The sequence below is a fragment of the Erythrobacter alti genome (assembly GCF_037996805.1).
GTDB lineage: Bacteria > Pseudomonadota > Alphaproteobacteria > Sphingomonadales > Sphingomonadaceae > Alteraurantiacibacter > Alteraurantiacibacter alti.
The window spans coordinates 110309-124689 of the sequence record NZ_JBBNAX010000009.1 but is presented as its reverse complement, the minus strand read 5'-3'; the positions used below and the strand labels follow the sequence as shown (position 1 = coordinate 124689).

Below are 14381 nucleotides of genomic sequence, written 5' to 3'. Positions count from 1 at the left end.
TCGCAGAAATGACAAGTTTTCATTTTTTTGTTGACTCGCCGCACTCTCTAATCAACACTGGTGTTCATCAAAGAAGGCGAGTGGGAGAGATTCGCATGCAGACCAGCAGCAACAAGGCAAAAATTGCCAAGCGCGTGATCGAGGTTCTGGACTTTTTCGATCATGATCATCCAACGGCCACAGTGATGGATATCGTTCGCCGTTATGACCGTCCGCAGTCGAGCACTTCGGAGCTGCTTTCGAGCCTCGTGGACCTCGGTCTGCTCTACAAGGACATGTCGACTCGCTCATACACTTTGACCCCGCGGGCAGCGATGCTCGGCTCGCTGACCCAGCCTGAATTCGTCCGCGACGGACGGCTATCCGGACTGGTCGACAAGCTTTCGGCCCAGACGCATCTGTCGGTCGGCGTCTTCGGCATGGTCGGTCTCGAAACCCAGATTTTCACCTGGCACAATGGGGAGCCGCCGCTGAAGGCGACTACAGCCAAGGGCATCTATGGTGGCATGCAGGAACGCATGTCGGACAGTGCGGTTGGGCAGCTCCTGTTGTCTACGGTCGACAAGCAGCGCCGTGAAGGCATGTTGCGCCGTATGAATGCAGAAGCACAGGAGGGCCGCCAGTTCTCCTTCCCCGAAATGGCCGAGCGCGTGGAACGCGCCGGTGATCGCGGTGAGATCGTTGGGCAGATGGGCTTTGGTTCGATTGCCGATGTCTGCGCCGTGCTTATTCCAGATGTCACTCTCGAACGTCCAATGGCGCTCGCCATCGTTTACGAGCCCAAGGAAGAAAACGATCCGGAAGCCTTGCTGGCGATGCTCCGTGAAGCTGTCGCAGTCTGTGCCGACCAGCCCGAGCCCGCCGAGAACGTCCTCTATCCCTTCCCGACGGCGGCCTGATCGCGAGAACCGTGGGTGCACAAAGCGGTACCCGCAAATTCATGGCATCAGGAGGCTGCGATGGGCGGTGAGACGGGCTTTGAGCGCATTCCGCAATCTGAAGTCGACTTCCTCGGCACTAGGCCGATTCCGGCTAAGCCATATTATGATCCCGACTGGTTTGAGCTCGAACGCGAAGCGGTTTTCCGCCGCACCTGGCAATGCATCGGTCACGTTTGTGAACTTCCTGAAAACGGCAGTTTCATCCGCCGTGAAGTGGAAGTCCTTCGCGCATCCCTACTAGTCGTACGTGGAAAGGACGGAGAAATCCGCGCATTCCACAATGTCTGCACTCACCGTGGCACGCAGTTGGTTGAGGAAGCGCAGGGCAAGCGCACCAAATTCTCCTGCCCCTATCACATGTGGACGTATGGCGCGGACGGAGCGCTGATCTCGGCACCCGATTTCGATCAATTCCATGTCGAGAAGGAAGATTGCGCACTGAAGCAGGTCGCACTCGAAATTTGTGCAGGACTGATATTCGTCCATCTCGGCAAGGACCCACAACCCTTGCGGGAATGGCTGGGTCCGCTTGCCGAACAGATGGAAACGCTGCCAGTAGCGCGCGCGACGACATTCACCGAATATTCCTACGAAATCGATGCCAACTGGAAGCTGGCCTATGACAATTTCCAGGAAAACTACCACCTGCGCTTTATTCATTCGCGCAGTGGCAAACCGACATTCTCGGACGATAATCCCTTCGGATATCCTGCCGAATTCGGCTTTCACGGACCGCACCGGACGCAGCAACTCTGGAGCAATCCAGAGGCCGTGTCTCCACCCTACCAGGCGACCGCGTTTGGCCTGATGATCCCCAAGGCGACGGAAAAGGGTCTGATGAACACCGAACATGGGCGCAAGTACTTCGCCCTGTTTCCAAGCTTTTTCATGCTTGGCACGCCGGTGCAGCATTTCGTCCACGTGGTCTATCCGCTCAGCGCCGAGAAATCGCGCGGTGTCATCCGGCTCTATTGGGTCGATGAAGATGGCGATGCGAGCGAGCGATATGCTCGTGAAGCGATTGCGGTGACTGCTCACGATGTTCATTGCGAAGATGTTGATGTGATCGAGGCAGGCCAGCGCGGCATTTCGAGCGGCGCGCTCGATCACATTCACATGCAGACACAGGAAGCGCTGTGTCGCCATTTGTTCAACACTGTCGAGGAAATGGTCGACGATTATCGCGCGGAGACCGGGCAGTGACCGAGCAAGACTTGCCAGAGGGATTCGCTGCACTTGAGCACTTCGTGAGCGACTGGTCGCTTGGCACCGCATTGGAACGAGATGCGCAGCGTGGTGCCAAATCGGCGGATCAGCGACAGCAATTCTACGACGCTTTCACTCCGCGTCTTGGCGAAGCTCTCGCCCGGCTGGACCAGACACCCCTCAATCAACATGACGAAGCAGAGACCAAACTGATGCGCATGGCCTTGTCCTACGCACATGTCGCGCAAGCAATCGAAGTTCAGGGCCCCGACGAAGACCGGCACGCTCGCAGCCGCAAGCGGCTACTCATCACATCAGCCCCGGCGGATCACTGACCATGGACACAGCACTGGCTGGAAAGACCGTCATCATTACCGGGGCGACTGCCAATATTGGCCGCGCAATCGCTCTCGCCTTTGCCGCTGAAGGCGCAAATGTCCTGGGCGTAGGACGCGATGAACAGGCCGGCGCAAAACTAACCGAACTCGCGAGCGAGCGAGGCAACGGCTCCTTCACCTTCTTCGCAGCCGACATGACGGACCCGGATGCCGCCAGCCGAGTGCAAGAGGCGGCAAGCGCAATCGGGCCGGTTGATGTACTGGTCAACAATGTCGGCGGTAATGTAGCTGCGGGTTTCTTCGCCGAGTCCGATCCTGACATCTGGGCAGGCGATCTGGACCTCAATTTCGGCACCGTCCTGCGCATGACCCATGCCGTCTTACCAGGGATGATCGAGCGCCAATCCGGCGCGATCGTCAACATCGGATCAACCGCAGGTCTGGTCGGCGATTACATGCTTCCGGTCTATTCGGCGGCCAAATCTGCCGTGCATGGATTTACCAAAGTGCTGGCGAAGGAAGTCGGCCAGCACGGAGTCCGGGTCAATTGCGTAGCGCCCTATGGCACGATGTCGCGCGATCCCGAGGCCTTCAGTAGTGGCAGCCGCTTCAAGGGCGATTTCTTCGCCCGCCTGTTTGCCGGAACTGCGCCCGAGGATGCCGCCAAGCGTGCGCGCACGACGGTGCTCGAAAGACCCATGGCCTATCCCGAAGAAGTCGCTTCGCTATCGGTCTGGCTGGCAAGCGAGAATGCCGCTTTCGTCACCGGACAGGTCTATCCCATCGACGGTGGATCGCTGCTCTGATCCCTACAAACGGCGCGGATCGACGACTGTGCGGACCGGAGACCCCGCTTCGGACATGGTCGAAAGCGCATCCGCCACGCCCGCAAGCCCGATTTCCGCGCCAATCCAGGGCGTGACGTCGATTGTGCCTTCCGCGATGCTGCGCAGGGCCAGTTCCATGTCCTGCGGCTCTTCTCCGCCTGCGAAATGGACCGTCAGGCGCTTGTTCTGGGCAGCAAAAACGAACAGCTCCTCTACTTCCATGCAATAACCACCCATTACGACGCGAGCACCAAAGCCGACCGACTGGATGATCTGTTGCAGGAACCCGGGAAGGCCGACACACTCATAAACCAAGTTGACCTGCCGTCCGTCGAGATCGGGTAGCGGTTCATAAGGAGAGACCGTGCGCGGATCGATGGCGATATCTGCCCCCATCGCAATCGCCAGCGCACGTCGATCCTCGTCCAGATCCGTTGCAACTATCGGCGCGATACCCGCCAGCTTGAGGCCGGCAATGACACCCAGTCCGATCGCTCCGCAACCGATAACCAGAGCGCAATCATCCTTGGTGGGATTGCCGCGCCGGGCGTGCTCAAGGCCAACCGCCAGCGGCTCCGTCATGGCAGCAAGATTATCGTCCAAGGCGTTCGGAATTTCGCTCAGCATGTCTTCGTCGAGCAGCAAGTACTCGCCGAAACCGCCCGGGCAGGCATTGTTGAAGCCAATGACAGCGTGGCTTCCGGATTGGCGCATGATTGGCAAGGATGTAACGCGCCGCCCGGGCTTCACCGGCCGTTTGCTGCCCGGACCATAATCGACGACTTCACCGACATATTCGTGGCCCGGCACAAATGGCTGCGATTGGTCGAGCGATGCATAGGGGCCGCCAAACTTGCGCGACAGATCAATGACGTTCTGTCCGGCGTGGAGGAAATGCGCTTCGGAAGCACAAAGACCGCAGCGATGCGTGCGCACCAGGGCGTGGCCCTTGCCCGGAACAGGGTCATCAAAAGAGCCGACCTGAACCTTGCCGTCCTGAATGAATGCGGCCTTCATGCGCCACTCCCGAGAAATCGATATGAGGGGTCAGTCGCGTCGCGTGAACCGACCTCGCACTTGCTCAAGGCAGTAATTGGCTGGATGGAATCGATGTCGCGAACGGTCGTCCGGTGATCGATCGCCCACAGTCCATTACGCCGTGACCATTTGTCGAGATACCGGCCACACACACGCATTTCCATCAACTGCCCCCCGCGATCCATCGTGAGGTAGGCGACGTGATAGGATTCGCTTGCCGCACGGTCGCCGTCCAGATGGATGATGATGTTGGTGACCTGGTGCGAATGGGCCAGCAAGTGAGCGTGCACCGCGTTTACGTGGTCAATAAAGCCCCGGCCGGTGCCCTGATATACATCCTCGCCGTAATCGGCGGTGCCATCTTCGTGCCAAACCTTGTAGCCGAGGTCTGCGTCCATGCGATCTACGGCACGGCAATAATTGTATATTTGCTGCCGGATTGCTTCCCTGTCAGCCAGTTCGCCGAGCGTGGTGGCCTGATCGCTCATGACGTCTGCGCGTCGAGCGATTTGGTCATGATGTTCACGGCCTTCCGGCGTGGCATGGACCGCAGCGCCTCGAAGCTCTGCTGCAAGTCGGGCGGAACAATGATCGGCCCATCCTGCAGGTTCTCGAGAGCGAAGTCGACGATATCGGCCGGGTCGGCAACCGGAATAGCGCTGTCCTTGCCGAATTCGGAGCGTTGCAGCTTCGGCGTGCCGGTCCGACCGATGAGCAGGCCAGCAACATCGACGCCCATTGGAGTCAATTCAGCCCAAAGCCCTTCTGCAAGCAGCTGCGTGTAAGCCTTGGAAGCGGTATAGACTGCGAGCCGTTTCGACCCGGCGACGCAGCCAAGCGAGCCGACGAGCACGATTGCACCGCGACCGCGCTCGGCCATTCCCTTGCCGACATGCCGCGCCAACAGGGTCTGGCCAACGACATTGAGGTTGATCGTCAACATTGCTTCATCAAGCGGCTGATCGATCAGCGGATAGGGCGTACCTCCCGCGCCCGCGACGTAGATAAGCGAGCCGATTTCCAACCCTTCGGTAGCTTCGGCCACTGTTTGCAGCATATCGGGCGTAGTCAGGTCGACGACCAAGGGTCGGATCTCGACATCCGATGTGCTCCGCAGACGCTCCGCAAGCGCGTCCAGCTTGTCGCCGCTCCGGGCGAGCAGAAGCAGGTTTATTCCCTGAGCGGCAAAGCGCTGCGCGAATATTGCGCCCAGACCTTCCGATGCGCCGGCGATCAAAGCCCAAGGGCCGTGTTGTCTCGCGTCAATCATCGTCCACCCAATTGTTGCCACCGTTCGGGAACGGCCCAGATATATTCGATGTAATGGCCCAGCCAGTCGCGCGCATCGACGTAGCAGAACTCCAGCATTCCCGGCGTTCCGCCGCGTTGTACGATGGGGAATGGGTTCTGCGCGATCTTCGCCATCGCTTCGTCCCAGTCGTCAACCCGGTGGCAGACATGGTGGAAGACCATTTCATCTCCCTCGGGCAAGGCATCGCGATATATCTTGAGCACATCACCGCTGATCGGCTGGATCAGTTCGTAATTGTGATCCTCCACCCAAACGAAGGCAAGCTTCTGGACGCCCTTGCCTGTGCCTTCAGGAGTCCACAGTTCAACCTCGACTTCGGTTTCAAGGATCAGCCGCGTGTCGGCATATTTGCGGAAGGATTCCAGCGCCTTGTCGATGTTTCTGGTGACATAGGCATTTTGGTAATGATGTCCGAACGCCATCGGGTGATCCTCCGTTTCCAAGCTTGCCTAGCATCAAAAGAGGGAGGCAGAACCGCACATGACCGGCGCTTGCCGAGTGATCGCCGAAGCGATGCCCCGAACGCTGGTCAAAGCCCGCCCTCTTCGTCATGACTTATCGGCAAATGGGAGTGAGACATGGCAGACAAACTGTTCGATTGTTCGGGTAAGACCACGCTGGTGACCGGCGGAAACGGGGGTATTGGCCTCGGCTTTGCCAAGGGAATTGCGAAGATGGGCGGCGATATCGCGATCTGGGCGCGCAACGAAGAAAAGAACGCCGCCGCCAGACAGGAATTACTCGATGTCGGGGCAGGCCGGGTCGAGACCTATGTGGTCGATGTCTCTTCTGAAAAGAACATAGTCGACGGTTATGACCGGCTGATGGCCGACTTTGGTCGCCTCGACTGCGTCTTCGCCAATTCCGGCGGGCCTCCGGGCTTCAATTCGGTGTTCGATATGCCGACAGAGGCGTGGCACAGCTTCCTCGATGTCGCCATGCACGGTGCGTTTCACACGCTGCGGGAAGGCGCCCGCCACATGGTGGCGCGAGCCGAGGGCGGTGAACCGGGCGGAAGCCTGGTGGCATGCGGCAGCCTGTCGCTGTTCCGCGGTATGCCGGGCAAGCAGAATTACTCGGCTGCCAAATGCGCGGTAGCTGGCATAACCCGCTGCATGGCAGTGGAATTCGGTAAATACGGCATCCGCGCTAATGTTGTCGCTCCGGGCCTTATCATGACCCCGATGATGGGCGGGGAAGCGAACGAAAAAGCAATGGCCGAAATGTTCGGCCCGAAAGTGCCGGTCGGACGCGTTGGATATCCTGAAGACTTCGAAGGTATCGGCGCATTCCTGTGCTCCGACGCTTCATCATTCCTTACTGGCCAGACCATCACCATCGATGGTGGCGACATGGTTTCAAGCTAGGAATTCCGATGTCCAAGCTGCTCAATATCCACGACGTCAATTCCGTCAGCCTCGACGATTACCAGCGCCCGCCAGCCGGCGCGAAGGATGTCGTGGTGAAGATGAAGGCCTGCGGCATTTGCGGCAGCGATCTCTCTTACATCAAGCACGGTGGCATTCCCGGCCCCGGCAAGCCCACGCCGCTAGGGCACGAAGGCTCGGGTGAAGTGATGGAAGTCGGCGCGGAAGTCGAAGGCGTGACGGTCGGCCAGAAGGTGATCGTGAATCCGATGAACACGCCCAGCTTCATCGGCAGCGGCGGACCTGAAGGTGCCTTCACAGAAGAACTTCTGGTGCGCGATGCGCGACTGGGGGACAGCGTCCTGCCGATCCCCGACGGCATTCCGTACGATGTCGCCGCCATGTGCGAACCGCTCGCTGTGGCCATGCACGGGGTGAACCGTGCCGAGGCGAAGGAGGGCGACAAGATCGTCATCTTCGGCTGCGGTCCGATCGGGCTTGGCATGGTAATGTGGGCCGTCGATCGAGGGTGCGATGTGATCGCGCTCGACCTCGCAGTAGAACGGCTGGAACGCGCGCGTTCACTTGGCGCGCAAACGATCAATCCGGCAAAGGAAGACGTTCAAGCGCGGATCAAGGAGATCCACGGCAGCCACAATTACTTCAATCGCGAGCGGGCCGATACCGATGCATACATCGACGCCGCAGGGGCGCCGATGATCCTTGCGCAGGTGGTCGGTATCGCGAAGCAGCACGCGCGCCACGTTATCACTGCGGCCTATCTCAAGCCCATTGAATTGCCCGCCGGACAAATGCTGACGAGCGAAATGACGATTACGACAGCTGTCGGCTATCCCGATGAGTTTCCCGACGTCATCGCCGCCATGCCGCGGCTTAAGGACACGATTGCCACGCTGATCAGCCACCACCTGCCTTTCGAAAAGGTAATCGAGGGGCTTGGTATCGCGGCCAGACCGGAATCGGCCAAGATAATGATTGAATTCGACTAATCGCTGTGAGTGCCGACGAGCGCGCCCTGGCAAAACCGGATAGTCTGCTCCGACAATGATTGGCGCTCGGCCGGGCTTAGCCGTTTCGAACCGGGCTGCAGCATTTCGGTATGAACGTTTGTCGACACGAGGTTGTAAACGAAGCGGGCAGCCCGGCCTGAATCGCAAACCTGCCAGACTCCGATTTCAATGCCTTGGTCGATGATGCGACGGATCAGGTCGACCAGTGGCTTGATGGCTAACTGAAGCTGGTCTGGCCGCGCCTGTGCCAAACGCAAATGTTCGAGACTAAATGCCGCGCTGCGCCTGTCCCGGCGCGCCAATTCCCGGTCCTCGCCTCCTGCCAGCACTATTGATTGGATAACCAGCGCCAGACGTTCGGATGGTCCGGCAAGATCGCGACCTGCCGCTTCTAATTGCTCCGCTGCATCGGCGAGTGTCTTCTCGAACAGCGCGAGGACGAGATCATCCTTGGTGGCGAAGACATCGTAGAATGCGCGGCGGGCCAAGCCAGTGTGCGCGAGGACAGCACGAATCGTCAGCCCGTCCAGTCCGTTTTCAGCCAGCAATTCGTCTGCCGCGGCAAGGATCGCATGGCGGCGCGCACTCATCGCCTCGGCGTTGCTGCTCTGCCCTTCTTTCCCGTCACTCGCCACGTCAACTCTCCGCTACGGCCTTCCAATTCGCAGGTAACACGGTATAAGACGGGGGTCGAGAACGCTGTTCTCAATCAGTGCGAGAGGCTCCATGGCAAAGGTCACATATATTTCCAGCAGCGGCGCAAGCCAGACGGTCGACGTCGAGGATGGCGAAACCGTCATGCGCGGCGCGATGGAGAATGGCATCGATGGGATTATCGCAGAATGCGGCGGCGGCCTCGCCTGTGCCACGTGCCATTGCTACGTCGATGATGCCTGGGCCGACAAGACCGGAACGCCGACGTCGCAGGATGAGCGTGACATGCTCGAAATGACAGCTTGCGAAATCAAGTCAACCAGCCGCTTGTCATGCCAGATCGATATTACCGAAGCGCTGGATGGGCTGGTGGTTCACCTTCCCGAAGCGCAATACTGATCGAACGGAGGAGAACGTCATGAAAATCGATCCCACGAACCCCGTTCCCCCGAAGGTCAATCGCCGGATGGGCATGGACCAGGTCCCTGACCATGTTCCGCCCGAACTCATTCGACAGTCAGGCCTGATCTATAGTCCGGAATTCCTTTCCGATCCGTACAAATTCTTTCCCGAGATGCACGACCGGTTCCCGCCGATTTACTACGATGTCGGACCATTCGGGAACATGTGGAACCTCATCAAGCATGAGGATGCGCTGTTTGCGCTACGCCATTCGGACTATTTCTCGACCGAGGATGCGACTCCATTTCCTCGCAATCCCGAGGACTATTTCTACTTCATTCCGATCGAGATCGATCCGCCTGACCACCGGGCCTATCGCAATATCGTAGACCCTTTCATCTCGCCCAAGGCAGTGCAGGGCTGGGAAGACCGTATCCGAACGCTCGCCAACGAGCTGATCGACGATGTGATCGACAAGGGCGAATGCGACTTCCCCGAGGCATTTGGCCGGCCCTTGCCCGTGCTTGTGTTCCTCGATCTGATGGGCCTGCCGCGCGACATGTGCGACACTTTTGTCGAGTGGGCCATCGCGCTGCTTCATTCGAACGACCGTGAAGTCATGGCGAAAACCATGGTGACGATTACCGAATACATTCAAGGCCAGATTGCCGAGAAGGAGGTCAATCCCGACGATGGCCTGATCAGCAAGATCGTCCATGCAGAGATTGACGGTCGCCCGCTCCACCCGAAGGAAAAGTTCGGCTTCGTCGTGTTCCTGTTCATTGCCGGGCTCGACACCGTCTTCGCCACGCTGAACAATATCTGGAACTGGCTCGCCAACAATCCGGATCGGGTGCAGGAAATCATCAACGATCCCGACAATATTAACGCGCAGGTCGAAGAGCTGCTGCGGGTGTTCTCGGTCACGTTCTCGGGCCGCACGGTGAAGCAGGACATCGAACTACGCGGCGTGCAGATGAAGAAAGGTGACAAGGTCACCAGCGTGCTGCCTGCATGCAATTACGATCCCGATGTGTTCCCCAATCCGGCGGAGGTCGATTTCCATCGCCCCAAGAAGATCATCCTCGCCTTCACCGTCGGCGTGCATAGCTGCATGGGCGCACATCTTGCGCGCATGGAAGTGAAGGTTGCATTGCAAGAATGGCTGCGCAGGATACCCGAATTCAAGGTGAAGCCGGGCACGCAAATCCAGTACCGGCCAGGCGGGGTCATCGGCCCGGAGACACTTCCGCTGGTCTGGGAAACCTGAGCGCCTTTTTCGTATCGCAGCGGCGATTTGCGCGCAGGGTGATTGATCGCCGCGCGCGCGGCTGCGAACACACTTTCAGTTCCAAGTGTGCTTTGGCCTTGGCCGGGGCGTGAAACCTACAAGGAAAAATCATGTCTGATGTTCTGGGGTATTCCGGCAAGCGCGTTATCGTCTCCGGCTGTTTTTCAGGCATGGGTCGCGCCACAGCCAAACTCCTGATCGATCTCGGGGCCGAAGTTCACGGCATGGATTTCAAGGAGTGCGACCTGCCGCTCGCGTCATTCACCACCGTTGACCTGCGCGATCGCGACAGCATCGAGGCAGGCGTCGCCGGCATCGGCGGCAAGGTGCACGCATTGTTCAACTGCGCGGGCCTGCCCACCTCCTTCCCGGCGATGGACGTCATGAAGGTGAACTTCATTGGCCTGCGTCACCTGACCCAGCAAGTCGTTCCGCTAATGAGCGATGGCGGCGCGGTCGTCAGCATTGCCTCCACCGGCGGCCTTGGTTGGAGCCGCCGCGTGCCTGCCAACATGGAAATTGTCACGACGCAAGACTGGGATGAAGCGATCGCCTGGTGTGATGCCAATGCTGAGACCGTTTCTGAAGGTTATGCCTTCTCCAAGGAAAACGTCATCGTGTGGACCCAGTTCGCCGGTGCCCAGCTGATCAAGCAGGGTATCCGTGTGAATTGCACCCTGCCCGGCCCGACCGAATCCCCGATGATGAAGACCTTCCATGAAGCTGCCGGCAAGGAAACGGTCGATGCCGCGGTCGGCCCCATCGGTCGCTACCAGACGCCTGCCGAACAGGCCGGCGGCCTCGTGCTGCTCGGCTCCGATCTCGCCAGCGTCGTCAACGGCGTGGTATTGCCGGTCGACGGAGGCTTCATGGGCGCGCTCGCTACGGGCCAGATCGACATGTCCAAGCTGATGGGCAAGAAATAACAATTCACATCCCCGATTTCGCAGGAGACGACGCGTGAATTTCGACCTGACCGAAGAGCAGGAGATGATGCGCGAAAGCTTCGCGCGATTGCTCGATGATAGCTGTACGCCGGAACGTCTTCGCAAGGCAGAAGAGAGCGGAATTGACCGCGAAACATGGGCTGGGCTGGCCGAGCTCGGCGCCTTCATGCTCCGCGTGCCCGAGGATGCTGACGGCCTCGGCCTCGGCACGTTCGACGCCTGCGTGCTGATGGAAGAAGTTGGCCGCAAACTTCCATTCGGTCCGATTGCCGAAACGGTGCTGGCGGCGCGCGTTCTGGCCATGCTCGGCGGAGAAGCCTTTGCGGATCAATTTTCCGCTGTCGTTGGCGGAGAGAGCGTCGCGTCGCTTGCCTTCCACGACATCGCCACCAACCCTAAGCAATTCATCGCCGGTGGTGCCAATGCCGATCTGGTAGTTGCACGACGCGGGGATGAGGTGGTCCTTTGCACAGTGCCCGAGAACGCAAGGAGGCCCGAACCCAACCTCGCCTCGGACGGTCTGACCGAGATTGACCTGGCTGCCGCCGATATTGCTGTGCTGGCTACAGGTGACAGCGCGACCGATCTGTTCACCGCCACGCTTGAAGAGTGGAAAATCCTGACCTCGATGGCGCTGGTCGGGCTTGGCAGGCAAGCGCTCAAGCTGGCCGCCGAATATGCGTGCGAGCGCAAGCAATTCGGACAGGAGATCGGCAAGTTCCAGGCGATCAGCCATCCGCTCGCCGACCAGCTTTGCGAAGTCGATTGCGGTAAGTTGCTGACGTGGAAAGCGATCCGCTCAATTGCCGATGGTGCGGACGACGCCGGAGCGCAGGTATCTGCCGCATTATGGTGGAGCGCCAAGGCTGCAGTCGGGACGACCAGCCAGGCCATCCAGACCTTTGGCGGATACGGTCTGACCACCGAATACGATATCTATCTCTACTCGCTGCGCGCACGGTCATGGCCGCTGGTTGCCGGTGATCCGGAGCAATGGCTGACTGAAGCGGGCGATCGCCAATATGGTGACGAGGCTACCGCGCTGCCCGATGTGGGCGAGCTTCCCATCGAATTTGACATTGGCGAGGAAGCGCGCGCCATGATGGACGAGATTGACAGCTTCATGGAAGCCAATGTCACCTCGGAAATGCGCGAAAAATTCCACTACAGCTGGGAAGGCTGGGTTCCCGAACTGCACAAGAAGCTGATCGATGCCAAGTTGCTGTTCCTGTCCAGCCCGGAACTGGGCGGACGCGGTGTCGGTCCATACGCCAAGTCGGCAGCCCGCCGCGCCTTTGAAAAGCATGGCTACAGCAATCCGGCTGCTGGCGTTGCCGAAATGGTCGGCCTGATGATTTCGCGCGCTGGCTCGGACGAGCTCAAGGACGAGGTCCTCTCGCGCATCACCTCGGGCGACGCGATTGCCAGCCTTGGTTACTCGGAGCCGGGCTCGGGCTCGGATGTCTTCGCGGCGCAAACGCGGGCGATACCCGATGGCAATGGCTGGCGCATCGAGGGTACCAAGATGTGGACCAGCGGGGCCAATCTGTCCGACTATGTGCTGATGTTGACGCGCACGAATACCGAAGTTCCCAAGCACAAGGGGCTCACTATGTTCATCGTGCCGCTCAAGACCAAAGGTGTCACAGTACAGCCAGTGCACACTTTCCAGGACGAGCGGACCAACGTCACTTTTTACGACAATGTGCACATTCCCGACAGCTATCGCCTCGGTGAGGTCGATGGCGGTGTGAAGACGATGTCGCTGGCGCTCGAACTCGAACATGGCGGAAGTTTCGCCAATCCGATGTTTGCAACCGTTGAGTCAGCAGAGGAGTTATGCGCCCAACTCGAAGGCCCAGCCGGTGGCAAGCTGATCGAAGCCACTCACGCGCGCCGCCGCCTCATGCGCGCGCGAATCGATGCCGAGGCCAGCCTGCTGCTCGAATATCGCGCAACTTGGGCGAGCGCCGAGAAGAAGCCAAACATGGCCTATGGCCCGATGGCAAAAATGTTCTCCTCCGAGCGCTTTCTCGAAGACGCCCGTGACATGCTCGACCTTACCGCGCCGCTTTCACTTACCAAGCGAGAAGGCGCGGCGGCATTGCTCAACCAATCATACCGCCATGCGCATGGCACACGCATCTACGGAGGCACCAGCCAGGTCCACCGTTCGATGATCGCCGAACGCGCGCTTGGCCTGCCGCGCACTCGCGCCTAGGGTTTGTCCATGAGTGAACAACCGCACCTGCTGACAGAAACCGTCGATGGCGTACTGATCGCTACGCTGAACCGACCGGAAAAACTCAACGCCTTGTCGCGCGAGACGATGGAATTATTCGGCGAAGCAGTCCTGCGCTTCCGCGACGATCCCGAATTGCGCGCCATGCTGATCCGCTCATCGGGACGGTTCTTCTGTTCGGGCGCCGACATGAAGGGCGATGCCGGCCGCAAACCGCCTGAGACGGCCACCGAGATCCGCGAAAATCATCGCATCGGCCTGTTCGGGATGCAGTCCATTTATGACGAGATGGAGCATATCGAGAAGCCTATCGTCTGCGCCGTCCACGCCACTTGCGTCGGCGGCGGGCTGGAAATGGCGTTGTCTTGCGACTTCCGCCTTGCTGCCAAATCGGCAGAATTCTCCTTCCCAGAGGGGCTGTTCGGCGTGTTGCCCGCATCCAACGGTGTCAGCCGCCTCACCCGCCTGTGCGGCCCGCACTGGGCGCGCTGGCTGGTCATGGCGAACCGCAAGGCCGATGCCGAACGCGCGCTAGTAATGGGATTGGTGCACGACATCCTGCCCGACGATGGATTCCACGATGCCGCGCTCGATTTCTGTCGCCACCTGACCAAGAACGATCCTGAGCAGATGGGGGCGGCCAAGATCGCCATAGATCTGGTTGCCGAGCTGGGCCGCGATTCAGCGCGTCACGTCGAGCGAATGGCGAATAGCGGGCTGATGCTCAACCCGGGCTACAAGCGTCGGATCGAAGACTACATCGCCAAGATCGGGAAGAAGTAGGG

Annotated in this window: 16 protein-coding genes; 11 read left to right on the top strand and 5 right to left on the bottom strand. The window is 59.4% G+C overall.

Translation table 11 applies throughout. The features are described 5' to 3' along the window. Positions 1–95 precede the first annotated feature (95 nt). Genes AAC850_RS12395 through AAC850_RS12380 form a run of 4 tightly spaced genes read left to right on the top strand, consistent with a single transcriptional unit; the run spans position 96 to position 3291 of the window. Positions 96–899 (top strand): helix-turn-helix domain-containing protein, encoded by an 804-nt coding sequence (locus AAC850_RS12395; RefSeq protein ID WP_340589099.1) that lies wholly within the window; start codon positions 96–98, stop codon positions 897–899. A gap of 60 nt (positions 900–959) precedes the next feature. Then, a complete protein-coding gene (locus AAC850_RS12390) occupies positions 960–2144 on the top strand; it encodes an aromatic ring-hydroxylating oxygenase subunit alpha (protein WP_340589097.1) in 1185 nt (394 codons plus the stop codon). Next, positions 2141–2482 (top strand): hypothetical protein, encoded by a 342-nt coding sequence (locus AAC850_RS12385; RefSeq protein WP_340589096.1) that lies wholly within the window; start codon positions 2141–2143, stop codon positions 2480–2482. Before AAC850_RS12390 ends, AAC850_RS12385 begins: the two co-directional genes overlap by 4 nt. Positions 2483–2484: 2 nt before the next feature. Further along, entirely contained in the window at positions 2485–3291 is an 807-nt protein-coding gene (locus AAC850_RS12380) for an SDR family NAD(P)-dependent oxidoreductase (protein WP_340589095.1), read from the top strand. Between the two features lie 3 nt (positions 3292–3294). Here the strand turns inward: AAC850_RS12380 and AAC850_RS12375 are convergent, their stop codons facing one another. The 4 genes from AAC850_RS12375 to AAC850_RS12360 are packed head-to-tail and all read right to left on the bottom strand — an operon-like array spanning position 3295 to position 6084. Next, positions 3295–4329 carry a zinc-binding dehydrogenase gene (locus tag AAC850_RS12375; RefSeq protein ID WP_340589094.1) on the bottom strand — a complete coding sequence of 345 codons (1035 nt, stop codon included), beginning with the start codon at positions 4327–4329 and terminating at the stop codon, positions 3295–3297. Continuing rightward, complete coding sequence (locus tag AAC850_RS12370; protein ID WP_340589093.1) at positions 4326–4838, bottom strand: nuclear transport factor 2 family protein; 513 nt, start codon at positions 4836–4838, stop codon at positions 4326–4328. The genes AAC850_RS12375 and AAC850_RS12370 overlap by 4 nt, the downstream gene beginning before the upstream one ends. Next, positions 4835–5620: an SDR family NAD(P)-dependent oxidoreductase gene (locus AAC850_RS12365; RefSeq protein ID WP_340589092.1), complete on the bottom strand. Its 786-nt coding sequence runs from the start codon at positions 5618–5620 to the stop codon at positions 4835–4837. The genes AAC850_RS12370 and AAC850_RS12365 overlap by 4 nt, the downstream gene beginning before the upstream one ends. Next, positions 5617–6084, bottom strand: coding sequence for a VOC family protein (locus AAC850_RS12360; RefSeq protein ID WP_340589091.1), 468 nt, complete (start codon positions 6082–6084; stop codon positions 5617–5619). Before AAC850_RS12360 ends, AAC850_RS12365 begins: the two co-directional genes overlap by 4 nt. Positions 6085–6240: 156 nt before the next feature. On the opposite strand from AAC850_RS12360, the gene AAC850_RS12355 reads away from it, so the two are divergent. Both AAC850_RS12355 and AAC850_RS12350 read left to right on the top strand, forming a co-directional pair. Further along, positions 6241–7029 (top strand): SDR family NAD(P)-dependent oxidoreductase, encoded by a 789-nt coding sequence (locus AAC850_RS12355; RefSeq protein WP_340589090.1) that lies wholly within the window; start codon positions 6241–6243, stop codon positions 7027–7029. An 8-nt stretch (positions 7030–7037) separates the two neighbouring features. Continuing rightward, positions 7038–8039 carry a zinc-dependent alcohol dehydrogenase gene (locus tag AAC850_RS12350; RefSeq protein WP_340589089.1) on the top strand — a complete coding sequence of 334 codons (1002 nt, stop codon included), beginning with the start codon at positions 7038–7040 and terminating at the stop codon, positions 8037–8039. On the opposite strand, the gene AAC850_RS12345 is transcribed toward AAC850_RS12350, so the two are convergent. After that, entirely contained in the window at positions 8036–8695 is a 660-nt protein-coding gene (locus tag AAC850_RS12345; protein ID WP_340589087.1) for a TetR/AcrR family transcriptional regulator, read from the bottom strand. The genes AAC850_RS12350 and AAC850_RS12345 overlap by 4 nt on opposite strands. A 91-nt stretch (positions 8696–8786) precedes the next feature. Between AAC850_RS12345 and AAC850_RS12340 the strand changes: the two genes are divergently transcribed. The 5 genes from AAC850_RS12340 to AAC850_RS12320 all read left to right on the top strand — a co-directional run bounded on the left by AAC850_RS12340 (position 8787) and on the right by AAC850_RS12320 (position 14379). Then, a complete protein-coding gene (locus AAC850_RS12340; RefSeq protein ID WP_340589085.1) occupies positions 8787–9113 on the top strand; it encodes a 2Fe-2S iron-sulfur cluster-binding protein in 327 nt (108 codons plus the stop codon). A 19-nt stretch (positions 9114–9132) separates the two neighbouring features. After that, complete coding sequence (locus tag AAC850_RS12335) at positions 9133–10386, top strand: cytochrome P450 (RefSeq protein ID WP_340589084.1); 1254 nt, start codon at positions 9133–9135, stop codon at positions 10384–10386. Positions 10387–10517: 131 nt separating this feature from the next. Further along, a complete protein-coding gene (locus AAC850_RS12330) occupies positions 10518–11333 on the top strand; it encodes a coniferyl-alcohol dehydrogenase (protein WP_340589082.1) in 816 nt (271 codons plus the stop codon). A 34-nt stretch (positions 11334–11367) separates the two neighbouring features. After that, entirely contained in the window at positions 11368–13575 is a 2208-nt protein-coding gene (locus tag AAC850_RS12325) for an acyl-CoA dehydrogenase family protein (RefSeq protein WP_340589081.1), read from the top strand. A gap of 9 nt (positions 13576–13584) precedes the next feature. Further along, a complete protein-coding gene (locus AAC850_RS12320) occupies positions 13585–14379 on the top strand; it encodes an enoyl-CoA hydratase/isomerase family protein (protein ID WP_340589079.1) in 795 nt (264 codons plus the stop codon). The last annotated feature ends 2 nt before the right edge of the window (positions 14380–14381 follow it).